At 73.8% G+C, this 22860-nt stretch carries 18 protein-coding genes; 5 read left to right on the top strand and 13 right to left on the bottom strand.

Annotated elements, in window-relative coordinates:
- The first annotated feature begins 74 nt into the window (after window positions 1–74).
- Together KMZ30_RS09920 and KMZ30_RS09925 are read left to right on the top strand one after the other, a co-directional pair.
- The gene (locus KMZ30_RS09920; protein WP_215512768.1) at window positions 75–836 is read left to right on the top strand and encodes a LysM peptidoglycan-binding domain-containing protein; all 762 of its coding nucleotides are present in this window, start codon (window positions 75–77) and stop codon (window positions 834–836) included.
- Window positions 833–1372 (top strand): Rv3235 family protein, encoded by a 540-nt coding sequence (locus KMZ30_RS09925; RefSeq protein WP_215512769.1) that lies wholly within the window; start codon window positions 833–835, stop codon window positions 1370–1372. Before KMZ30_RS09920 ends, KMZ30_RS09925 begins: the two co-directional genes overlap by 4 nt.
- A 505-nt stretch (window positions 1373–1877) precedes the next feature.
- On the opposite strand, the gene secA is transcribed toward KMZ30_RS09925, so the two are convergent.
- The gene (secA, locus tag KMZ30_RS09930; protein ID WP_215512770.1) at window positions 1878–4742 is read right to left on the bottom strand and encodes a preprotein translocase subunit SecA; all 2865 of its coding nucleotides are present in this window, start codon (window positions 4740–4742) and stop codon (window positions 1878–1880) included.
- Between the two features lie 179 nt (window positions 4743–4921).
- Here secA and KMZ30_RS09935 point away from each other — a divergent pair, with 179 nt between their 5' ends.
- Entirely contained in the window at window positions 4922–6070 is a 1149-nt protein-coding gene (locus tag KMZ30_RS09935; protein ID WP_215512771.1) for a GNAT family N-acetyltransferase, read from the top strand.
- Between the two features lie 62 nt (window positions 6071–6132).
- Here the strand turns inward: KMZ30_RS09935 and KMZ30_RS09940 are convergent, their stop codons facing one another.
- The 7 genes from KMZ30_RS09940 to mtrA form a co-directional block, all read right to left on the bottom strand.
- The gene (locus KMZ30_RS09940) at window positions 6133–7338 is read right to left on the bottom strand and encodes a winged helix-turn-helix domain-containing protein (protein WP_215512772.1); all 1206 of its coding nucleotides are present in this window, start codon (window positions 7336–7338) and stop codon (window positions 6133–6135) included.
- Window positions 7331–8059 carry a response regulator gene (locus KMZ30_RS09945; RefSeq protein WP_308279717.1) on the bottom strand — a complete coding sequence of 243 codons (729 nt, stop codon included), beginning with the start codon at window positions 8057–8059 and terminating at the stop codon, window positions 7331–7333. Before KMZ30_RS09945 ends, KMZ30_RS09940 begins: the two co-directional genes overlap by 8 nt.
- Window positions 8060–8115: 56 nt before the next feature.
- The gene (gene hpf / locus KMZ30_RS09950) at window positions 8116–8742 is read right to left on the bottom strand and encodes a ribosome hibernation-promoting factor, HPF/YfiA family (protein ID WP_215512773.1); all 627 of its coding nucleotides are present in this window, start codon (window positions 8740–8742) and stop codon (window positions 8116–8118) included.
- Between the two features lie 145 nt (window positions 8743–8887).
- Entirely contained in the window at window positions 8888–9664 is a 777-nt protein-coding gene (locus KMZ30_RS22350) for a ComF family protein (RefSeq protein WP_215512774.1), read from the bottom strand.
- A gap of 135 nt (window positions 9665–9799) precedes the next feature.
- Complete coding sequence (locus KMZ30_RS09960) at window positions 9800–11563, bottom strand: LpqB family beta-propeller domain-containing protein (protein ID WP_215512775.1); 1764 nt, start codon at window positions 11561–11563, stop codon at window positions 9800–9802.
- Window positions 11560–13248: an MtrAB system histidine kinase MtrB gene (gene mtrB / locus KMZ30_RS09965; RefSeq protein ID WP_308279718.1), complete on the bottom strand. Its 1689-nt coding sequence runs from the start codon at window positions 13246–13248 to the stop codon at window positions 11560–11562. The genes KMZ30_RS09960 and mtrB overlap by 4 nt, the downstream gene beginning before the upstream one ends.
- A gap of 26 nt (window positions 13249–13274) precedes the next feature.
- A complete protein-coding gene (mtrA, locus tag KMZ30_RS09970; protein ID WP_308279719.1) occupies window positions 13275–13952 on the bottom strand; it encodes an MtrAB system response regulator MtrA in 678 nt (225 codons plus the stop codon).
- A 112-nt stretch (window positions 13953–14064) separates the two neighbouring features.
- On the opposite strand from mtrA, the gene KMZ30_RS09975 reads away from it, so the two are divergent.
- Both KMZ30_RS09975 and KMZ30_RS09980 read left to right on the top strand, forming a co-directional pair.
- The gene (locus tag KMZ30_RS09975) at window positions 14065–15663 is read left to right on the top strand and encodes a sensor histidine kinase (protein ID WP_215512777.1); all 1599 of its coding nucleotides are present in this window, start codon (window positions 14065–14067) and stop codon (window positions 15661–15663) included.
- A 19-nt stretch (window positions 15664–15682) separates the two neighbouring features.
- Entirely contained in the window at window positions 15683–16339 is a 657-nt protein-coding gene (locus KMZ30_RS09980; RefSeq protein ID WP_215512778.1) for a response regulator transcription factor, read from the top strand.
- Window positions 16340–16535: 196 nt separating this feature from the next.
- Here KMZ30_RS09980 and KMZ30_RS09985 read toward each other — a convergent pair whose 3' ends face one another.
- Genes KMZ30_RS09985 through cpaB form a run of 5 tightly spaced genes read right to left on the bottom strand, consistent with a single transcriptional unit; the run spans window position 16536 to window position 22815 of the window.
- Window positions 16536–17447, bottom strand: a complete 912-nt coding sequence (locus KMZ30_RS09985) for a type II secretion system F family protein (RefSeq protein ID WP_308279721.1) — start codon at window positions 17445–17447, stop codon at window positions 16536–16538.
- Between the two features lies 1 nt (window position 17448).
- Window positions 17449–19467 (bottom strand): type II secretion system F family protein, encoded by a 2019-nt coding sequence (locus KMZ30_RS09990; protein ID WP_308279723.1) that lies wholly within the window; start codon window positions 19465–19467, stop codon window positions 17449–17451.
- Entirely contained in the window at window positions 19464–20867 is a 1404-nt protein-coding gene (locus KMZ30_RS09995; protein WP_215512779.1) for a TadA family conjugal transfer-associated ATPase, read from the bottom strand. Before KMZ30_RS09995 ends, KMZ30_RS09990 begins: the two co-directional genes overlap by 4 nt.
- Window positions 20864–22042 carry a CpaE/TadZ family protein gene (locus tag KMZ30_RS10000; RefSeq protein WP_215512780.1) on the bottom strand — a complete coding sequence of 393 codons (1179 nt, stop codon included), beginning with the start codon at window positions 22040–22042 and terminating at the stop codon, window positions 20864–20866. Before KMZ30_RS10000 ends, KMZ30_RS09995 begins: the two co-directional genes overlap by 4 nt.
- A complete protein-coding gene (cpaB, locus tag KMZ30_RS10005) occupies window positions 22039–22815 on the bottom strand; it encodes a Flp pilus assembly protein CpaB (protein ID WP_215512781.1) in 777 nt (258 codons plus the stop codon). Before cpaB ends, KMZ30_RS10000 begins: the two co-directional genes overlap by 4 nt.
- Between the last annotated feature and the right edge of the window lie 45 nt (window positions 22816–22860).

Genomic DNA, 22860 nt, shown 5'->3' on the forward strand with positions numbered 1-22860 from the left:
TCCGTCACCCGTGATGTCCACAGGCTAGCGATCACCGCTTGCCGCTGTCGGCCGCACGGTCTACGGTCCACCTCATGCAGGGAACACCAAACGACGTCAAACGACACCGAACGGGCCCGATCATCGCCGTCACCGCGGGGGCGACCGCCACGCTGGGCGCCGGCGCCCTCGGTCGGCTCGCCCTGGGCACGGCCCGCGCCGGCCTGGCGGGCGTGCCGGTGGCGGTCGACGACGCGCTCGTGGCGGCGGCCGCCGCGCTCGCCGTCCTGGGGCTCGGCTGGCTCGTCCTCACCCTCGTGCTGGCGGCGCTCGCCGGCGCGCCGGGTGCGGTCGGGCGTGGGGCGGCGCGGCTCGCGGCGGCGGTGACGCCGCGGGCCGCCCGGCAGCTGGCCGCGCTCCTCCTCGGTGCCGGGGTCGTCACCGCGGGGGCGGGGACCGCGAGCGCCGCGTCCGGCGGCCCGGGGCTCCCCGACCCCGGATGGAGCGCCACGGCGGTCGTCGGGGCCCCCGCGGTCGCGGGCTCCACGGACCCGGCGTCCCCGGGGCCCGCCCCGGACCCCGGCTGGACCCCGGACGCCCCGCGCGTGCGCCCCCAGCCCGACGTGGGGGTCGTCAGCGGACGGTTCTCCGTGACCGACGCCGACGCAGTCGTCGTGCACCGCGGTGACTCGCTCTGGACGCTCGCCGCCCACCACCTCGGACCGGGCGCGACCGACGCCGAGGTCGCCCGGGCCTGGCCCCGGTGGTACGCCGCGAACCGAGCGGTCATCGGTGCCGACCCCGACCTGCTGCTGCCCGGCCAGGTGCTGCGGGTGCCGGCGGTGGACGCGTCGTGAGCCGGGCGACGCCCCCGAGCCTGCTCCCCGTGCGCCCGCTGCCGCCCGCCCTGCCCCTCGGCGAGGCCCTGCGCCGGGCCCGGGCCGCCCGGCCCACCCCGCCCCGGGTACCGGGGTACGTCCAGGACGCCCTCGCCGTCGACCTCTCCTGCGCGACCGACGAGCAGGTGTTCGGTCCGCAGCGCACCGCGCGCGCCGCGCTGCCCGACCCCGCGGCCTGGGGCACCTACATCGTCCAGGCGCTCCTCGAGGTCATGGGTGGGCAGCGGCCCGCGCCCCAGGTCCTGCGCTGGACGACCCCGGAGGTCTACGCGGTGCTGGCCCGCCGCGGCGCGCGGGTGGCGCGCCGGTCGGCCGACGGGCGCCGCTCCCCCGTGCACCGGACGCACGTGCTGAGGGTGCGGGTCTGCGAACCCGCGGACGGGGTCGCCGAGGTCGCCGCCGTCGTCCAGCACGGGCCGCGGGTGCGGGCGGTCGCGCTGCGGCTCGTCGGCCAGGACGGCAAGTGGCGGGTCGCCGCCCTCCAGGTGGGCTGACCGGCCACGAGCCGCCCCGGACGAGGGCGTCCGGACGAGGGGACGTCGGGAGGAGGGGTCGTCCTCACGACGTTCGTCCGGACGAGGGCGTCCGGACGAGGGTCGTCCTCACGACGTTCGTCCGGAGGAGGGGCGTCCTCACGACGTTCGTCCGGACGACGGTGGCGCCGACGCGGTGGTCGTGCTCGGCCGGGGCTCGTAAGCCGGCGCGTGGTGCGGCTCGAGGCGCAGGAACGGGGGTGATCACCCCCGGTGTCGCGCCACCGGGTGCGCCATCACCCGCGCCAGAGCCCGCCAGCCTCGAGACCCCGGTTCGTCCACGAGACCCCGGCTCCGAACCGGGGTCTCGCGGACATTTCGGGGTGACCCCGAAATGTCGAGGCGCGAGGGGCGCGTGGGCCGGAGGGTGCCGGCCCACCGCAGGCCCGCCGGCCTCGAGACCCCGGACGACGAGCGGGCCGGCTCCCCCGAGGGGAACCGGCCCGGCCTTCGTCGTGCGTGTCGCTCAGCGGCGACCGTGGCACATCTTGAACTTCTTGCCCGAGCCGCAGGGGCACGGGTCGTTCTTGCGGGTCGTCGCGAGCTGCTCCTCGGTGAGGGTGGCGCCGGTGCCGGCGCGGTCGTCCCGCACCTCGACCTCGCCGGTCTCGGTCGGCGCCGAGTAGTGCAGCGCACCGGTGCGCGGGCGGCCGACGCCGACCCCGGAGACCTCGACGTGCGGGGCGTCCTCGACCGACGGGTCGCGCTCCTCGGCCGCCTCGGCCGGAGCCTCCTCGGTCGCGGCGCCGCCGCCCCCGGCCATCGCGCCGAGCATCTGCGAGACGTGGACCGGCTGGACGGCCGGCGCCTGCTCGGGCTCGTCGACGTGGACGTCCACGTGGAAGAGCAGCCCGACGGACTCCTCCTTGACGGCCTCGTTCATCGCCTGCCAGAGCTGGAAGCCCTCGCGCTGGTACTCGACGAGCGGGTCGCGCTGGGCCATGGCCCGCAGGCCGATGCCCTCCTGGAGGTAGTCCATCTCGTACAGGTGCTCGCGCCACTTGCGGTCCAGCACCGAGAGCATGACGCGCCGCTCGACCTCACGCATGACCTCGGACCCGAGCGCCGCCTCGCGCTCGTCGTAGGCGCGGTGGGCGTCCGAGAGCAGCTCCTCCTTGAGGATCTCCGTCGTCAGCCCGGAGCGGCCACCGGCGGCCTCCTCGAGCTGCTCGGGCGTCACCGAGATCGGGTAGAGCGCACGCAGCGCGGTCCACAGACGCTCGAGGTTCCAGTCCTCGGCGAAGCCCTCGGCCGTCTCGGCGTCGATGTAGCCCTCGACGACGTCGTTGACGAAGAAGCGCAGCTGCTCGTGCAGGTCCTCGCCCTCGAGGACGCGGCGGCGCTCCTCGTAGATGACGGTGCGCTGGCGGTTGAGGACGTCGTCGTACTTGAGGACGTTCTTGCGGATCTCGAAGTTCTGCGCCTCCACCTGCGCCTGCGCCGACTGGATCGAGCGCGAGACGAGCTTGGACTCGATCGGCTGGTCGTCGTCGAGCTTCGCGGTCGTCATCACCCGGTCGACGAGCCCGGCGTTGAACAGCCGCATGAGGTGGTCCTCGAGCGAGAGGTAGAACCGCGACTCGCCCGGGTCGCCCTGGCGGCCGGAGCGGCCGCGCAGCTGGTTGTCGATGCGGCGCGACTCGTGCCGCTCGGTCCCGAGGACGTAGAGGCCGCCGAGCTCGGTGACCTCCTCGTGCTCGGTCTTGACCTGCGCCTCGGCCTGCTCGAGCGCCGCGTCCCAGGCGGCCTCGTACTCCTCGGGCGTCTCGTGCGGGTCGAGGCCGCGGTCCTTGAGCGCGGCGACGGCGCGGAACTCGGGGTTGCCGCCGAGCATGATGTCGGTGCCTCGACCGGCCATGTTCGTCGCGACGGTCACGGCGCCCTTGCGGCCCGCGTCGGCGACGATCGAGGCCTCGCGCTCGTGGTGCTTGGCGTTGAGGACCTCGTGGCGGATGCCCCGGCGGCGCAGCTGCTCGGAGAGGTACTCCGACTTCTCGACCGACACGGTGCCGACGAGGACCGGCTGGCCGGCCTCGTGCTTCTCGGCGATGTCGTCGACGACGGCCTTGTACTTGGCCTCCTCGGTCCGGTAGACGAGGTCGGCCTGGTCCTGGCGGACCATCGGGCGGTTGGTCGGGATCGGGACGACGCCGAGCTTGTAGATCGAGTTGAGCTCGGCGGCCTCGGTCATCGCCGTCCCGGTCATGCCCGAGAGCTTGTCGTACATGCGGAAGTAGTTCTGGAGGGTGATCGTCGCGAGGGTCTGGTTCTCGTTCTTGATCTCCACCCCCTCCTTGGCCTCGATGGCCTGGTGCATGCCCTCGTTGTAGCGACGGCCGGCGAGCATGCGCCCGGTGTGCTCGTCGACGATGAGGACCTCGCCGTTCATCACGACGTAGTCCTTGTCGCGCTGGAAGAGCTCCTTGGCCTTGATCGCGTTGTTGAGGTAGCCGATGAGCGGGGTGTTGGCCGACTCGTAGAGGTTGTCGATGCCGAGGTGGTCCTCGACCTTGTCGATGCCGCGCTCGAGGACGCCGACGGTCTTCTTCTTCTCGTCGACCTCGTAGTCGCCCCGACCGGACTCCAGCTCGCCACGCTCCAGGCGCTGGGCGATGCGGGCGAACTCGGTGTACCACTTGGTCGGCGCGTCGGCCGGGCCCGAGATGATGAGCGGCGTGCGCGCCTCGTCGATGAGGATCGAGTCGACCTCGTCGACGATGCAGAAGTTGTGGCCGCGCTGGACGAGCTCCTCGGTCGACCACGCCATGTTGTCGCGCAGGTAGTCGAACCCGAACTCGTTGTTGGTGCCGTACGTGATGTCCTTCGCGTACTCGACGCGGCGCTGCTCGGGCGTCATCGACGAGAGGATGCAGCCGGTCTCGAGGCCGAGGAAGCGGTGGACGCGGCCCATCAGCTCGGACTGGTACTCGGCGAGGTAGTCGTTGACCGTGATGACGTGGACGCCCTTGCCGCTCAGGGCGTTGAGGTAGCTGGGCAGCGTCGCGACGAGGGTCTTGCCCTCACCGGTGCGCATCTCGGCGACGTTGCCCATGTGCAGCGCGGCGCCACCCATGATCTGCACGTCGAAGTGCCGCTTGCCGATGGTGCGCTTGCCGGCCTCGCGGACCGCGGCGAACGCCTCGGGCAGGATGTCGTCGAGCGTCTCGCCGTCGGCCAGGCGCCGGCGGAAGGTGTCGGTCTCGCCGCGCAGCTCGGCGTCGGTGAGCTTGGCGAAGTCCTCCTCGATCGCGTTGACCTGCGCGGCGATGCTGTCGAGCTTCTTGAGGATGCGTCCCTCACCGGCACGCAGCAGCTTCTCGACGATCTTCACGAGTGGGACTCCCTGGTAGACGGACGGCGGCGGTCGGACGAGGCGGTGCCCGAGCGCCGGACCCGCCTAGGGTAGTCGAGGCCCCCGCGGCCGTCCCGCGGCGGCGCACCCGAGGGTCCAACGGGCGGTCGGCGCGTCCCGGTTCCCGGTCGGCGGGTCCCGGTGGTTGGGTGGGGCCCATGACCGAGGCCGTCTTCCCCGACCGCGTGCCGGTGCTCACCGACGGGCACGTGCGCCTGCGCGCCCACCGCCCCGAGGACCTGCCCCGGCTCGTCGAGCAGTGCCGCGACCCGCAGGCGGTCCGCTGGACGACCGTGCCCCGCCCCTACGCCGAGGCCGACGCCGCCCACTTCCTCGCGCTCGTCGAGGCGGGGTGGAACGACGAGGGGGGCGACCGGCTCTGGGCCCTCGAGGACGCCGCCGACCCCGGCCGCGGCTACCTCGGCACCGTCGACCTGCGCCCGCGCCTCGGCGGCGCGGTCGCCGAGCTCGGTTACCTCCTGCACCCGGACGCGCGGGGCCGGGGCTACATGGCCGCCGCCGTCCGGCTCGTCGTCGCGTGGTTCCTCGAGCAGGGCGGCCACCGGGTGCACTGGAGGGCCGAGCGCGGCAACTTCGCGTCCTGGCGCGTCGCGTGGGCGTGCGGGTTCACCCACCACGGCACCCTCCCGGGCTCGCTGGAGGCGGTCGGCGGCGGGCCGCCGCTCGACGCGTGGCAGGCCAGCGTGGGCCCGGAGGACGTCCTCGAGGCCCGCACCCCGTGGCCCGAGCCCCCAGTCCTGCGCACCGACGAGGCGGGCGGGCTCGTCCTGCGCCCGTGGCTCGACGAGGACGTCGACGCGCTCGAGCCCCGCGACCAGCCCGCCCACCACATGCCGGCGCGCGGCATCCTCGAGCCGGACACCTTCCCCGCGTGGCTGCTGACCCGGCGCGAGAAGATGGCCCTCGGGACGACGCTCAGCTGGTGCGTCGCCGACGCGGCGACCGGCCGGGCGCTCGGTGAGGCGCTCGTCTTCGTCCACGAGGGCACGCTCGACGACGACACCGCCGAGCTCGGCTACCAGGTCCTGCCGAGCGCCCGACGGCGCGGCGTCGCCACGGCCGCGGCGCGGCTCGTCGCGCAGCACGCCCTCGCGCCGCGGGCCGACGGCGGGATGGGTCTGCGCCGGCTCGTCGCGCAGACGGCCGAGGACAATGTCGGGAGCAACGCCGTGCTCGACGCGGCCGGCTTCGAGATCTGGGGCCGCGAGACCGAGGCCGACCTGCTGCCGGGCGGTCGGACGGTCGAGTCCCTGCACTGGGAGCGGCTGCGCCCCTGGACGCCCTGAGGGCGCCGCCGCGGTCCGGCGTCCGCCGGCGCCCCTCGGACGGCGCTGTCGCACAGGGCGACTCAGCGAGGGTCGACGGCGACCCCGGCCAGGCCGAGCCACCCGGCGAGGAGCAGCAGCTCCGCGTCGAGCTCGGCGCGGTCGGCCTCGCCGCCGCGCCCCGGCTCCCACGTCGTCCGCCGCACCCGCAGCAGGCCGGCGGCGCGGTCGCTCTTGAGGTCGACCCGCGCGACGAGCTCGTCCCCGAGGAGGAACGGCAGCACGTAGTAGCCGTGCACCCGCAGCTCCTCGGGCACGTAGATCTCGAGGCGGTAGTCGAACCCGAAGAGGGCGGCGACCCGGTCCCGCTGCCAGACGAGCGAGTCGAACGGCGAGAGCAGGGCCCGGGCGTGGACCCGTCGCGGCCGCCGCGCGTCCCGGTGGAGGTAGACCGGTCGCCTCCACCCCTCGACGACGCCGGGCACGAGGACGCCGTCGGCGACGAGGGCGGCGATGGCCGGTCGGGCCTGCTCGGGCCGCAGCCGGAAGTAGTCGCGCAGGCACTGCTCGCTGCCGACGCCGTGCGCCCGGGCGGCGATCTCGACCAGCCGCCGGAAGGCCTCCTCGTCGGTGGGTCGCGCGGCGGGGTCGAGCGCGGCCTCGCGCAGGGCCGGGGGCAGCACCCGCGCGGGATGCGCGTAACGCCGCTCGAACTGCGGTGTGCGCCCCGCGCTGCTCAGCCGCCCGGCCCAGAACAGGTGCTCGAGGGCGTTCTTGACGAGCGACCAGTTCCAGCCCCAGTGCTCCCGCTCGCGCGGCAGGTCGTGCGCCAGCGCCGCCTCCACCTCGCGGCTCGTCATCGGCCCGTGGGCGGTCACCTCGGCCAGCACGGTCTCGACCAGGCCCGGGTGGTCGCGGGCCACGCGCTGCATGCCGCCCCACGACTCGTCGCGGGCGCGGCGCATCCGGAAGTCCAGGAGCGGCCAGGTCGAGGGCGGGACGAGGGACGCCTCGTGGGCCCAGTACTCGACGAGCCGCCGCGGCGCGCGGTCGCGGGCGCGGTCGAGCAGGCCGGTGTCGTACGGGCCGAGCCGCGAGAAGAAGGGCAGGTACTGGCTGCGGACCACGACGTTGACACTGTCGATCTGGACGACGCCGACGGTGTCGACGACGCGCTGGAGGTCGCGCACCCCGGGCGCAGGAGGACGGGGCCGGGCGAAGCCCTGCGCCGCGAGCGCGATGCGGCGCGCGGCGGGGCGGGTGAGCCGGACCGGAGCCGGCTCAGGCATCCGGGGGGACGAGCCGCTGCTGGTGCGCGTAGACGGCTGCCTCGACCCGCGAGTGCAGGTGCAGCTTCTCGAGGATGCTCCGGACGTGGTTCTTCACGGTGTTCTCGGCGATGCCCAGCGCCTCGGCGACCTCGCGGTTGACCATCCCCCGCGCCACGTGGCGCAGGACCTCGACCTCGCGGTCGGTCAGGGTGGTCGGCTCGGGGCCCTCCGGCGGCGCGTCGTTCTGGCTGAGCCGGCTGAACTCCTGGAGCAGCGTGGCGGCCATCCCCGGCGGGATGATCGCCTGCCCGTCGTGGACCCGGCGGATGGCGTCGGCGACCTCCTCGCCCGGCAGGTCCTTGAGCAGGTAGCCGCTCGCCCCGGCCTTGATCGCCTCGAAGAGGTCGTCCTCGTCGTCGCTCATGGTGAGCATGAGGATGCGGATGCGCGGGTCGGCGGCGTGGAGGCGAGCCGTCGCCTCGATGCCGCCGACCACGGGCATCCGCACGTCCATGAGGACGACGTCGGGGTGCAGCCGGGCGCAGAGCTCGACGACCTCGCTGCCGTTGCTCGCCTGGCCGACCACGGTGGCCGCCCCGTCGAGCTCGACGACGATCGCCATGCCCTGCCGGTAGAGCGCGTGGTCGTCGGCGATGACGACGCGGACGGGGCCGGAGGGCAGCCCGGAGACCTCGTCGGTCCCGTGCGCCTCCGCCACCCCACTCACCTCGTCCGTCACGTCGTCATCGTGTCAGGTCCGCGGGCCGCCGTGCGGCCCCCACGCCCGGGAAGGCGCTACGACGCGGCCTCCTGGACGTCTCCGCCCTCCTCGAGATCGAGGTGGAGCACGCCGTAGGACCACCCGCGGCGCCGGTACACGACGCTCGCGCGGTCGGTGTCGACGTCGTGGAAGAGGTAGAAGTCGTGGCCGACCGCCTCCATCTGGGCCAGGGCGTCGGTCAGGGTCATCGGTGTCGAGCGGTGCACCTTCTCGCGCACCTCGATCGGGGAGTCGCCGAACGGGTCGTCGGGCACGTCCTCACTCTCGGCCGCCGGGGCGTCCGGGGCCTGGATCCGGGAGGTGGCCATCGCCACGGACTCGGGCGTGCGACGGCCGCGGTGCACCCGCTTGCGGTCGCTCTGACGCCTCAGGCGCTCCATGAGCCGGTCGATCACCACGTCGAGGGCCGCGTACTTGTCGTCGGCGCACGCCTCGGCGCGCACGACGGGGCCCTTCGCGTAGCAGGTGACCTCCACCCGGTCGCAGGCCTTGGCCTGGGAGCGGTTGGCCTCATGACTGACCATGACCTCGACCCGCCGGGTGCGTGGGGCGAGCTGGGTGATCTTGGCCAGCTTCTCCTCGATGTGGTCCCGGAATCGGTCGGAGACGGTCAGGTGCCGTCCGGTGACGACGATGTCCACGTGGTCCTCCTCGTGCTCGATGGTGTGGGGGCCGAACACTCAGCGACAGGGGCACCACCTCCGGAACACGGGGTCCATGCACAGACGCTAGCCCCACCTGAGGGGCCTCACAACCACGACGGGAGAACCGGTCTCGTCGTGCTCGTCACGCGGACACCCTCGCCCGGGACGTCGTCGGGGGCGTCGCCCCGACGACCGCCGCCACCACGTGGACCGCGCCCGCCGCCTGCAGCGCCCGGGCGGCCTCGGCCAGCGTCGCCCCGGTCGTCACGACGTCGTCGACGAGCAGGCAGACGGCGTGGTCGAGGAGCCGCAGGTCAGCGGCCCGGACGGCCATCGACCCCGCGAGGTTCGCCGCCCGTGCCGCTCGTCCGAGAGCGGTCTGGTCGGCCACCGGCCGGGTGTGCCGCAGTACCGGTCGGCACGTCAGCGAGGGGTCCCCGAGCCGCCGGGTGGCGGTGGCCGTGAGTGCCGCCACCGCGTCCTCTCCCCGGCGCCGTCCGGCCCGACGGGAGGTCGGGACGGGCACGACGAGCACCGTGCCGTCCGGGCGCGCGGCCCGCAGGCCGGGATCCGTGACGAGGGCCCGGTGCATCGCCGTGGCGAGGAGCCCGGCGAGCTCCGGGCGCAGGTCGGCGCGCCCCGCGTCCTTGTGGGCGGTCACGGCGAGCCGGACGGGGCCGGCGCAGGCCGTCGCGGCCCACACCTGCGGGTCCGCCCCCGGGACCGGGCCGCTCCCGGGGAGCGGGACGCCCGCCGCCCGGCGGCAGCCGGGACACCAGGCGGCGCCGGGTGCCGCGCAGCCGCCGCAGCGCACCGGCAGCACGAGGCCGACCGCGTCCCTGAGTCCTGCGCGCACGGCACCGGGCACCTCCGCCGGCGCCGTCCACCGGCCGCCCCGCCGCCCGCGCCGCTCGTCCACCCGCCGCCACCTCCCGCTCGGTCCGGGTCCAGCCTGGCGCACCGGGTCGGTGCCGCGACGGGCGTGGCCGCCGGCGCGGTGGCCCCTGTGGACGGTGACCGACGGCGGCCGTCCCTGTGGACGACTGCCAGGTGGTCAGCCGGCGGGTGTGGCGAGGTCGGTGGCCTCCCCGCTGTCGACCCAGCGCAGGCCCGAGCGGGACAGCAGCCGGTCCTCCCGGGTCACGAGGTAGAGACCCCGCTCGCCCGCGGTCGCGGCGACGGCCCTCGCGCCGCCGGCCTCGGGCAGCGTGGACACCGCCGCGTCGACGGAGACGAGGACGGGGCGGGCCGGCGCCCCGTCGACCGAGGCGATCGTCGCGACCTGCTGCGCGTCGACCCACGTCAGCCCGGTCGCCCGGGTGATCCAGGCCCCCAGCCGCAGCGGGGCGGAGAGCCGCTCCGGCCGCTGGCCCCCGCCGCGCACGACACCGGCGAGGTCGAGCCGGACCGCGCTCCCGTCGGGGCGCGAGGACAGGACGACGACCCGGTCACCGTCGGTGGCCACCCGCGCCTCGAGGACGCGACGGCCGGCGAGCCAGGGGGCCTGGACCGGCTGGGCGCGGGCGGCGACGAGGTCCGCCGGGGACACCCGTGTGTCGACCGTGAACAGGCGGGCACCGTCGGAGCCCACGGCCCCGGCCCAGAGGAACCCGCGGCGGTCGTAGGCGGGGGCCCCGACGTCCGTGCCGAAGGGCGGCACCTCGTACCGGTTGGTCCCGCGCCAGCGCGAGAGCCCGTCGCCCGACGGGTCGACCGCCGCGGTCTCGGCACCGTCGGCGGAGAGGGCGAGGTGGGTGAAGTCGGCCGGGACGTCCGGGTAGGTGCGCGCGCCGCCCGTGGCCCCCTTCTCGCGGACGCTGCCGGTGGGGTCGAAGACCGCCACCGTCGCCCCGCGGCGCACGACGGGCGGGACCGCGGCGGTCTCGGACTCGAGGGGGAAGCCGATGCGCTCGAGCGAGGAGACCGGACCCTCGACGCCGTCGAGGTCGACGGGCACCCCGTCGATCTGCAGCGTCACGGCGGTGACGGTCGGGTCCTGCGTGAGGGTCGTGAGGAACTGGGCCCAGATGTTCTCGCGGGTCGTCTCACCCGGCGCGAGGCGGCTCGCGATGAGGTTGACCGACACCACCCCCGAGGCGTCCACGGACACGGCGTCGCCGAGGAGCCGTGCGCCGGCCGGTACGGCGGTCGTCGCCGCCCCGAGGAGGTGGTCGGGGACGGGGGCCAGCTGCGCGTTGGCCAGCCGGGTCAGCAGCCGGTCCAGCGGGAACCACCGGACGTCGGGGACGGTGGCCCGGTGGCTCGTCGAGACGTAGTGGACCGCGAAGGGCTGCACGAGGCGGGGGACGTCGTCGTCGGCGATCCACCGCCCGAAGCCCTCCGGCATGCCGTCGATGCGCCACCGCCCGCCGACGGAGGTGAGCGAGAAGCGGGCCGAGGTGGAGCTGCCCGGCTCGGCCGCGGTGTAGCGCCCGTCGGCGTCGACGGTCCCGGCCACCGGGGCGGTGACCTGGACGGTGGCCGGGTCGAGCAGGCGGGTCGTCGGCGACTCGCTCCCGGAGAGCAGGACGAGGGTCTCGTCCGGCTGCCACCGCTCGGCCATCCGGGAGGTGAGGAACTTGCGGGCGTTGTCGTACTTGCCGTCGCTCGAGGCCCCGGCCCGCAGGAAGCCGCTGACGATGGCCTCCCGGTCCTGGTCCGCCCTGGCGTCCGGGCCCGGGTAGACCAGCCCGATCTGGGGGGCGATGGGCGCCGAGACGTCGAGCCCCGGCTGCACCGGGCCCCCGCCGCTCAGCCCGCTGCACCCGGCGAGGAGCAGCGCGGCGACGAGCACCGCGAGCAGGCGGGTGGACCTCACGGCTGCTCGTCCCGGGGGCTGAGCGGCAGCGGGGAGGAGTGAAGGCTGGTGCCGGCCTGGGCGGGCAGCGTGAGGCGGAAGCGCGACCCCTCCCCCGGCTCGCCCCACGCCTGGAGCCAGCCGTTGTGCAGGCGGGCGTCCTCGAGGGAAATCGAGAGCCCGAGGCCGGTGCCACCGGTCGTGCGGGCGCGGGCGGGGTCGGCACGCCAGAAGCGCGTGAACACGTTGGCCGCGTCGCCGGGGCGCAGGCCCACCCCGTGGTCCTCGACGACGACGGCGACGGCGTGCTCGTCGACCCCGACGCGCACCTCGACGGGCCGGCCCTCGCCGTGCTCGACCGCGTTGACGACGAGGTTGCGCAGGATGCGCTCGACACGGCGCTCGTCGACCTCGGCCTCGGCCGGGCCGTCCGGGGTGACGACGGTGACGACGCTCCCGCGGCGCTCGGCGAGCGGGCGCGCCGCCTCGACGACCTTCGCGACGGTGCCCCGCAGGTCGACCGGCTCGAGATCGAGCACGGCCCCGCCGGCGTCGAACCGGCTGATCTCGAGCAGGTCGGCGAGCAGCGCCTCGAAGCGGTCGAGCTCGCCTGCGAGCAGCTCGGCGGAGCGCGCGACCGGGGGCTCGAACTCGTCGCGCGAACCGTGGAGGACGTCGACGGCCATCCGGATCGTCGTCAACGGCGTGCGCAGCTCGTGCGAGACGTCGGAGACGAACCGCTGCTGGACCGCGGAGAGCCCCTCGAGCTGGCGGATCTGGCTCTGGAGGCTGTCGGCCATGTTGTTGAAGGAGGTCGCGAGCAGCGCGAGGTCGTCCTCGCCGCGCGCCGGCATCCGCTCGTTGAGCCGTCCGGCGGAGAGCCGCTGGGCGACCTGCCCGGCGCGCCGCACGGGGGTGACGACCTGGCGGGTGACGACCCAGGCGACCGCCCCGACGAGGAGGGTGAGGATGACGCCGGCGACGAGGAACGCGTTGCCGATGAGGTCCATCGTCGCGACCTCCTGCTCCATCGGGAAGATGAAGTAGAGGTCGTAGAGGCCGGCGTTCTGGATCGTCACGACGCTGCCGACGACGACGGCCGGGACCTCGCGCCCACCGAGCCGCAGCGTGCTCACCTGCGTGTGCTGCCGGCCAGGGTCGGCGGCGACGGCGGTCCGCAGCTGCGGGCTCACGGCGTCGATGCCCACCGCCCGGTTGCTGCGCGCCTCGACGAGCACGATGTCGCTGTCGTTGTTCGTCGACCGGTTCATCACGACGTAGCGGCTGGGGTCCGGCCCGGGGGCGCTGAGGATGCGCGTCATGATGTCCGTCGCCGACCGGTTGAGCTCGTCGACCGACGCCGACGTCGACGCGTTCCACTGCACCTGCGCCCGCGACGTCAGCGACAGGGCCTCGTACTGCGAGTTGGTGATCCGGCTGCGCTCGAGCCCGGTCGCGATCTGCTCGTGCAGCACCGAGCCGAGGACGCTGACCACGGCGAGGCCGAGCAGCATCGTCGTCGCGACGACCCGCAGGCGCAGGGACTGCCGCCAGCGTCGGCGCAGCCCGCGCAGGCGACGCCCCCCGCCGGCCGAGACCCGGTGCAGCAGGACGACGGCCGGCCGCTCGCGCCGCGGTGCGGGCGGTGCGGTCGGGCCGACGACGACCCCACGGACCGGCTCGCGGGCCGACGTGTCCCGACCCACGCCGACGTCGGCGGCCCCGGGCACCGTCAGGCCCGGCCGGCCTTGTAGCCGACGCCGCGGACCGTCACGACGATCTCGGGGTGCTCGGGGTCGTGCTCGATCTTGCTGCGCAGGCGCTGCACGTGCACGTTGACGAGCCGGGTGTCGCCGGCGTGCCGGTAGCCCCACACCTGCTCGAGGAGGACCTCGCGGGTGAACACCTGCCAGGGCTTGCGCGCCAGCGCGACGAGGAGGTCGAACTCGAGGGGGGTCAGGCCGAGCGGCCGGCCGTCGCGCGCGACCGTGTGGCCGGCGACGTCGATGACGAGGTCGCCGATGGTCAGGCGCTCGGGCGCCGGCTCGTCGCCGCGCCGCAGCCGCGCCTTGATGCGGGCGATGAGCTCCTGGGGCTTGAACGGCTTGACGACGTAGTCGTCGGCCCCGGACTCCAGCCCGAGGACGACGTCGACGGTGTCGGTCTTCGCGGTGAGCATGACGATCGGCACGCCCGACTCGCCGCGGATCTGGCGACAGACCTCGAGGCCGTCGGTGCCGGGCAGCATGACGTCGAGCAGGACGAGGTCGGGCCGGTACTGCCGGAACAGCTCCAGGGCACCTCCGCCCTCCGCGACGTGCTCCACCTCGAGACCCTCGGCACGCAGGACGATGCCGAGCATCTCCGCGAGCGCCAGGTCGTCGTCGACGACGAGCACACGACCCTTCACCAGACGTCCCCGTCCTTCCCCGAGCGTTGACTCCGCCTCCATGATCACACAGGGGCCTGTGAGAACTCCGAATGACAGGAGGGATCGGCGTCGCGCCCGTACCCTGTGAACCGTGGTCCGCCTGTTCCGGCTGGCGCGCATGGACGCGTCCGCCACCATCCGCCTCGCGTTCGCGGTGCTGAGCATCTTCCTCGCCGTGCTGGCGGGGAAGATCGTCGAGCTCGCGCCGTGGCTCCTGGCGGTGCTCGCGCTCGACCTCGTGGTCACGGCCCTCGACCGCCTCCCGATCTCGCGGCAGGGGCTCCTCGACACCGTCGTCCTCACCCTCCTCTGCCTCTCGGCGGGCGCGGCGGGGGCGGGCTACGACGCTGCCGCGCAGTCCGGTTCGCTCCTCCTCCTCGTCCCCGCGTACCACGCCGGCTCCCGCTTCGGCCGGGTCGGCTACCTCGGCACCTGCGTCGTCGGCAGCGCCGTCTACCTCCTGACCTCGGTGGGCCACAACACCGACCAGGGGTTCCGCATCGGGCTCGTCGCGTGGGTCGCCGCGGCCCTCGTCCTCGGGGCGCTCGGCGCGTGGAACCAGCGGCTCGCCGTCGAGAGCGACTCCGAGAGCGCGGATCCTGCTGCGCGCGAGGCCATCCAGCTGATCCAGCGGCTCCACGACCTCTCCGAGGAGATGGCCACCGGGCTCGACGCGCCGGCAGGGGCGACGCTCGCGCTCGACCTGCTCTCCGCCGAGGTCCCCTCCTCCCGCAGCGCCGTCCTCGTGGCCTCCGACTCCGAGCACCTCGTCCCGGTCGCGCTGCGCGGCTCGACGCGGGCGCCCTGGTACCTCGCCGACGCGCTGTCGGACCTGCTGGCGCAGAACCCGGCGAGCTGGCGCCCCACCCAGATCCCCTTCGCCGACGAGCTCGGCGAGCGCAGCGCGCTCGTGGTCCCCTTCGCCTACGGCGTCGGCCCCACGACCGTCGTCGTCGTCGAGCGCGGGGTCGACCACCCCTTCAGCCACGAGGAGCGGCGCGCCGTCTCCGAGGTGACGCGCCGCCTCGCCCCGACCGTCCAGGCCGGCCTCCTCTTCGGCAACCTGCGGCAGTACGCCAGCCTCGAGGAGCGCAACCGCATCGCGCGCGACATCCACGACGGCATCGCCCAGGAGCTCGCCGCGCTCGGGTACGCCGTCGACGCGCTGCGGATGCAGGCGGGCCCGCCCGGTCAGGGGATGCGCGACGCCCTCGACGGGCTGCGCGAGCAGCTGAGCGAGGCCATGGCCGACCTGCGCACCCACATCACCGACCTGCGCGTGGCCGAGCGACCGGGCAGCGGTCTCGGCGCGGTGCTCGGTGCCGCGGTCCAGAGCTTCGGCAGCATGACCGGCGTCCGCACGACGGTCACGGTCAGCGAGGGCCGGCGCCGGCTCGACCCGCGCGTCGAGATGTTCGTCCACCGCCTCGTCATGGACGTCCTCGCCGACGCACAGGCCTCCGGGGCCCGCAACGCGTGGGTCAGCCTGAGCACCTCCGTCGTCGGCCCGGCCGTCGTCGAGGTGTCGCACGACGGCGACCCGCGACGCGCGCGGCGCTCCTACCGCAACACCACGCTCGACGAGCTGACCGGGACACTCGTCGTGCGCAACGAGCCGAACGGCCGCACCACCGTTAACCTGACCGTCGAGGAGCCGTCGCCTGCCGGGACGCTCCATCCTGCGAGCTGAACCAACCGAGGGAGAGACCGTGACGATCAGCGTGGTGCTCGTCGACGACCACGCGGTGGTCCGCGAGGCCGTGGCGGGGATGCTCAACGCCCAGGACGAGGTGAGCGTCGTCGGTCAGGCGGGCTCGCTCGCCGAGGGTCGGGCCCTCTTCGACCGCCTGCTCCGGACCCCGCCCCCCGGACGGGTCGTGGCCGTCATCGACGTGACGATGCCCGACGGCAGCGGCCTCTCGCTCGTGCGGGCCGTCCGCGAGCGCTCCAAGGACATCGGGCTCGTCGTCCTCACGATGCTCAACGACGACTCCACCCTGCTCGAGGCGCTCGACGCGGGGGCCTCCGCGCTCGTGCGCAAGAGCGCACCGGCGGACCAGGTGCTCTCGGCGGTGCGCCGGGCCGCGGACTTCCCTCTCGAGTTCTCCGCGAGCGGTCTCGCCGAGGCGATGCGCCGCCAGCACGAGGCCCCCCAGACGACGCTCACGAGCCGCGAGACCGAGGTGCTCAAGCTCCTCGTCGAGGGTGCGTCGGTGGCGCAGGTCGGGCGACAGCTCTTCATGAGCCCGTCGACCGTCAAGACGCACATCGGCAAGATCTACGAGAAGCTCGGCGCCCACAACCGGGCGAGCGCGGTCATCGCGGCCGTGCGCCTCGGCCTCGTCGCCGACGTCGACCGCACCTGACCCGCTGCGGGAGAACGACTCCCGCCGGCCGCCGCGTTCACAGCGAGGACGCGGAACCTCCGCCGTGACGGGGATGCATCCCCGTCACGAGAGAACATCCGGGTCGTCACCGTGACGTCGCGGATGTTCCGAGGAGGTCCGGGCGCACCGCCCCACCACGAGAAGCCCGCACGTGCGGGCTCGCGCGGGGCGCGGGTCACATCGAGCTGAACGAGTCGATGATCGTGATGACGCCGGGGCCGATGATGACGATGAAGAGCGCCGGGAAGATGCACAGCAGCAGCGGGAAGAGGATCTTCACCGTGACCTTCTGGGCCTGCTCCTCGGCGCGCTGACGGCGCACGACGCGCATCTCCTTCGTCTGCTCGCGCAGCACGGCGGCGATGGGCAGACCGAGCCGGTCGGCCTGGACGAGGGTGCTGACGAAGTTCTTCATCTCGGGCGCCGTCGTGCGCTCGCCGAGCGACGAGAACGCCTCGCCGCGCGACTTGCCGATCTGCATCTCGGACAGCACGCGGGCGAACTCGCCGGCGATCGGGCCGTGGACGGTCCGGGCCACCTGGAGGATGGCGGCGTCGAAGCCCTGCCCCGCCTCGACGCAGACGGTGAGCATGTCGAGCGAGTCGGCGAGGCCCTTGCGCAGGTCCTGCTGGCGCTTGATGCCGGCGTTGTAGACGAGCAGGTCGGGCAGGAAGAAGGCGAGGACGCCGGCCGCGACGGCCGCGAGCATCCCCGTGACGGACAGCCCCATGACGAGCAGGGTGACGACGACACCGAGGATGAGCCCGAGCCCCTTGGCCCCCATGACGCGCTCGACGGTCCACATCGACGGGTTGCCGGCCCGCTCGAGGTTGCGGGCGATCCGCCCGCCGGTGCCGGCCGGCGAGAGCCGGTCCGCGAAGCCGCGCAGTCGGTCCAGCGTCGGCGCGAGGAGCCGCTCCTGGACGCCGAGCTCGTTGGTCGCGACGTCGCGGGTCGTCGGCTTCTGCTGGAGGAGCTCGAGCGAGCGGGCGACGCCGGTCGCGGAGCCGGCGCCCATCCCCACGGCGAGGACGAGCAGGACGATCGCCAGGGCGACGAAGCCGGCGGCGGTGAGCAGGAGGATCACGTCACACCTCGATCTTGACGATCTTGCGCATCCACACGACGCCGAGCCCCATCGCCACGATCCCCGCGCCGAGCATCAGCCATCCGAGCGGCCGGGTCCAGAGGAGGCTGACGTAGGCGCGGTTGGCGACCGTGCTGTACAGGAACAGGCCGATGGGCAGCCCGATGAGGGCGTAGGCCGAGAGGCGGCCCTCGGCCGAGAGCGCCTTGACCTGGCGGCGCAACATCTCGCGCTCGCGCAGTGTCGCGGCCGTCGTGCGGAGGGTCTCGGCGAGGTTGCCGCCGACCTCGCGCTGGATCCGGATGGCCATCGTCGTCCAGCGCATGTTCGGGCTGTCCATCCGCACGGCCATCTTGTCGAGCGCGTCGCTGACGTCCGAGCCGATGCGGGCCTCGGCGAGGGCGCGGCTGAACTCCTTGGCCGCGGGCTCGCCGGCGTCCTGCGCGACCGAGTCGAGCGCCTGGAGGAGGCTGAAGCCGGAGGCGAGCGACGTCGCCACGAGCATCATGACGTCCGGCAGGAGCGTCTCGAACTTGCGCGCCCGCCGCTTGGCGAGGGTCCGCAGGAAGACCGGCGGCAGGACCAGCCCGACGAACGCGCCGAGCACGCCTCCGAGGAGCGGGACCGAGCCGACGAGGAGGATGCCGCCGGCGATGCCGATGACGACGGCGACGAGGCGCAGCACGAGCCACTCCCCCGCGCGCCACGGCAGGTCGGCGCGCACGAGCAGCTCCATCGTGCGGGTCGTCGAGTCGCGTCCCTCCATGAACGACTCGCCCATCGAGACGATGGACTCGCTGATGGCCGCGGCGGTCGGTGCCTGCCGCGCCTGGGCCCGCGCCCGGCCGATGCCGTACCCCTCGATGGCCTCGAGGCGCTCCGCGCGCCGGCTGCGGAAGGCCGGGGCGGCGAAGGCGACGGCGAGGCCGAAGACGCCGAGGAAGACGACGGCGACGGCGGGCACGAGGAAGGCGGGCGCGACCGCGGTGATGGTCGCCAGCGCCGCGGGGTCGGTCTGCGCGACGGGGGCGATCACCGGGCCGTCGTCCTCGGGCACCTCGACCGGGGCGACGTCGCCGAGGTCGAGCCGCGAGCTGTTGATGAAGGAGCGCCCGGACGCGGTGCCGTCGACCGTCAGCAGCTGGTCGCCCCCGACGTCGGCGGGCTTGCTGATCGTCAGCACGACCTGCGAGTCGAGGGCGACGGCGGCGGCGTCGAAGGCCGCGGCGACGGCGGCGCGGTCGGCGGCGTCGGCCACCGAACCGCCTCCGGCAGCGGCGAACTGGCGCAGGACCTGGACGTTCGCCTCACCCGAGTTGAACGAGACGACCTCCGCCCGGACCTTCGCCCGCTCGAGGGCGCGCAGCGCCTTCGACTGCTCCGCGGACTCCGCGGCGCTCCCGCCGTCGAGGCCGGCGACGGTGTCGCCACCGTCGCTGAGGAGGAGCAGGCTGCGCTCGCCCTCGGTGCCGAGGCCACGGACCGCGTCCTGCACGGACTTGTAGAGGGCGGTCTCACCACCGGCGCGCAGCGCGCCGACGGCCTTGCGCACGGCGGCGCGGTCGGTGGTCGGCGCCACGTCGATGCCGGAGGTGGACGCGAACGAGACCACACCGACCTTCACGTCCGGCGGCACGGCCGCGAGGAAGCGGTCGACGCCGTCGCGGACGACGGCCATGCCGGCGGCCCCCATCGAGCCGCTCGTGTCGATGACGAGCATGGTCGAGCGGGGCTGCTTGGTCGGCGCGGAGACGGCGACCGGCACGATCCGCGAGCCGAAGGTGGCGCTGACGCTCTTCCAGTCCACGTCGACCTTGCTGCCCGGCCGCAGGACGAGGGTCGCGGTGACCTCGTCGCCCTTGACGCGCACGTCGCTGAGGGTCGAGGGGATGCTGTCGGCGGCGTGCGCCCGGGACGCCGCGAGCACCGGCACGAGGAGCGCCAGGAGCACGACGAGCGCCACGACCGCCACCGGGAGGACGGCCGCCCGGTGGCGTGGCGGGAGCAGGTGGGGGCTCACGTCAGCCGGGCCCCGTTGATGAACAGCTGCGGGGAGACCTCGATGCCGAGGTCGTGCAGCTCGGTGAGGAACTTCGGCCGCAGGCCGGTCGAGACGAGGGTGCCCCGGAAGCGGCCGTTCTCGTCGCGGCCGGCGGCCCAGTCGAAGGTGAAGATGTCCTGGAGCGTCACGACGTCACCCTCCATCCCGACGACCTCGGTGATGGCGACGATGCGCCGTGAGCCGTCCTTGAGGCGGGACTGCTGGACGATGAGCTGGACCGCACCCGCCACCTGCTCGCGGATGGCCCGGACCGGCAGGTCGACACCGGCCATGAGCACCATCGTCTCGAGGCGGGCGAGCGAGTCGCGCGGGGTGTTGGCGTGCACGGTCGTGATCGACCCGTCGTGGCCGGTGTTCATCGCCTGGAGCATGTCGAGGGCGGCGCCGTCGCGGACCTCGCCGACGACGATGCGGTCGGGCCGCATGCGCAGCGAGTTCTTCACGAGGTCACGGATCGCGATGGCGCCCTTGCCCTCGATGTTCGCCGGTCGCGACTCCAGGCGCAGGACGTGGTCCTGGTGCAGCTGGAGCTCGGCGGCGTCCTCGATCGTCACGATCCGCTCGTCCTCGGGGATGAACGAGGAGATGACGTTGAGCGTCGTCGTCTTGCCCGAGCCCGTACCGCCGGAGATGACGATGTTGCGCCGACCCATGACGCACGCCTTGAGGAAGTCGCGCACGCTCGGAGTGATGGTCCCGAACGCGATGAGGTCGGCGTCGGTGTAGGGGTCCTGCGAGAACTTGCGGATGGTCAGCATCGCGCCGTCGAGGGCGATCGGGGAGATCACCGCGTTGACGCGCGAGCCGTCGGGCAGGCGGGCGTCGCAGAGGGGGCTCGCCTCGTCGACGCGCCGGCCGACGCGGCCGACGATCTTGTCGATGACGCGCCGCAGGTGCGCCTCGTTCGAGAAGTGCGTCTCGACCGAGTACAGCTTGCCGCTGCGCTCGACGTAGATGCTGTCCGGGCCGTTGACCATGATCTCGGAGATCTCGGGGTCGCGCAGCAGCGGCTCGAGCGGGCCGTGCCCGAGGATCTCGTCGGAGACCTCCTGCGCGATCCGGGTGCGGTCCGCGTGCGAGAGCGGGCTCTGCTCGGCGTCGATCGTCTGCTGGAGCGTGGTGCGGACCTGCTGGGCCAGCTCGGCCTCCGGCAGGTGCGGGTCGTACAGGCGCGGCCCGAGGCTCTCGATGAGGGCCTGGTGGACCCGGCCCTTCACCTCGCCGAACGGGTCGAGCACCCGGCGCCGCGGCACCGCACCCGGCCGGGGGCCTGCGCCGCCGGCGGTGGTCGGCTGCTGCGCCTGGGAGACCGCGGCCTGGGCGCGGCGGACGCTGTCGAGACGGTCGGCGAGGCTCATCGACGGCTCCTGAAGAGACCTCGGCGTGCGTGGGCGTCGACGGGCTCGACGTCCTCGCCCGCGGAGCGGGGGCGGATGTGGTGGTCGACGAGGTCGCGGATGGCGACGCTGACCGGCAGCTTCGGCTCGTCGAGGACGATCGGCACACCCCGGTTGACCGACGCGGGGACGGTCAGCGAGCTCGGGATGTTGACGGCGATCGCGGTCTTGATGGCGGACTCGACGTCCTCCGGGCGCAGGCCGACCTTGGCGTCCGCGCGGTTGAGGACGATGACGCGCGAGTCCTTCGGGCTGCCGATCATGTCCAGCGTGTCGATGGCGACGCGGAGGTTCTTGACGGCCGGGATGTCGAGGGTCGCGATGAGCACGAGGATGTCGGAGAGGTCGACCGACGCGAGCACGTGCTCGGTGAAGCTCGGCGGGGTGTCGACGACGACGAAGTCGTAGGTCCGGCGGGCGACCTTGATCAGCTCGGCGACGGTCGAGACGGGGATGCGGTCGGCGTCGCCCGGGTCGTTCGGGGCGCAGATGACGTCGAGACCGCTCGTCTCGTGGGTCGTCACGAGGCTGCGCACCCCCTCGTCGTCGATCGTGCCGGCCATGGCGACGGCGTCGAAGACCGAGCGGTCCGGCACGAGCTGGAGGCTGATCGCGACGTCGCCGAAGGAGAGGTCGAGGTCGATGAGCAGGGTCTTGTGCCCGAGCCGGGCCAGCTGGCAGGCGGTGTTCGTCGAGACGGTCGTCTTGCCGACGCCGCCCTTGGCCGAGAAGACCGTGATGATCTTGCCGTCCTTGGAGGTGCCGCCGCCGGCGTGCCCGACGAGCCGGGCGGTGAGCTCCCGGCTGCGCCGCAGGGCGTCCGCGAGCCCGGTGTGGTCGTCGGCGCCCACGACCTCGCGGATGCCGGAGCGCAGCGCCTGCGAGAGGGTCGTGACGTCGATGCGCGAGCGCAGGAGGATGACGCCGAGCTCGGGGCGGTCGAGGCGGGCGCCCTCCGCGAGGGCGCACGCGTCGTCGAGGGAGACGTCCTGGCCGATGACGACCTGGTCGACCTTGGGGTCGTCGTGGAGCGTGCGCCCCACGACGATCGAGGAGTCGAGGGCCGTGGTGTCCGGTCCGAGGGCGAAGCGGTAGCGCTCCACCGCGGTGGGGTCGGGGTCCCAGAGGATGATCACTGCGCCGCGACCTTCGAGATGTTGAGGTCGTCGGCCTCGAGGGTCGGGCTGATCTTCAGCTCCGAGCCGCGCAGGGCGGCGTACAGGGTCCGTCCGTTGATCGCGTGGACGAGGCGCACGGCGTCCTCGGGAGTGACCTGGAGCGTCACGAGGAAGCTCGCGCTCTGGGCCTCGGCGCCGTCGCCGTCGGTCGTCTGCACCGGGGTGAGCGACGCGTCACCCATCGCGATGACCTTGACGTTGTCGAGGAGGACCGAGGTCTTCTGGATGCCGGTCGAGGCGTCCGCGCCGTCACCGGCCCCGCCCGATGGAGTCTCCTGGTAGGTCATGAAGATCGTCAGGTAGGAGCCCGGGGTGACGAAGTTGCCGACCCGCGCCGGGTCCTGGAGCTGCACCGAGACGGCGAGCTTGCCGGGGTCGATCTGGAGCTTCTTCTCGCCGACCGGGGTGTCCCCGAACGCTGCCGCGAGCACGTACTGGCCGGGCTGGACGTCGGTGAGCGCGACGAGGTCGCTGTTGTCCTCGTCGACCTTCTCGAGCGCGCCGAGCGGCTTGGCCCGGGCGGCGACGTCGGTCTGGACGACCTGGCCGAGGCGGACCGCGTCCCGCAGGGAGGTGCCGGCCGGGACCACCGTGTTGGACACGTAGACCTTCGTCGGGCTGGCGGCGGCCACGGCGCGGGCGTCCGCACCCCGCGCGTACACGAGGACGAGGACGGCCCCGACGAGCGCGATCACGGCGGCCGTGAGGATGGCGAGGATACGACGACCCATGGGAACGGTGTCCTTACAGAGGTGAGTTCAGCTGCGTGTGCTGCC

Source organism: Phycicoccus mangrovi (assembly GCF_018729305.1).
GTDB lineage: Bacteria > Actinomycetota > Actinomycetes > Actinomycetales > Dermatophilaceae > Phycicoccus > Phycicoccus jejuensis.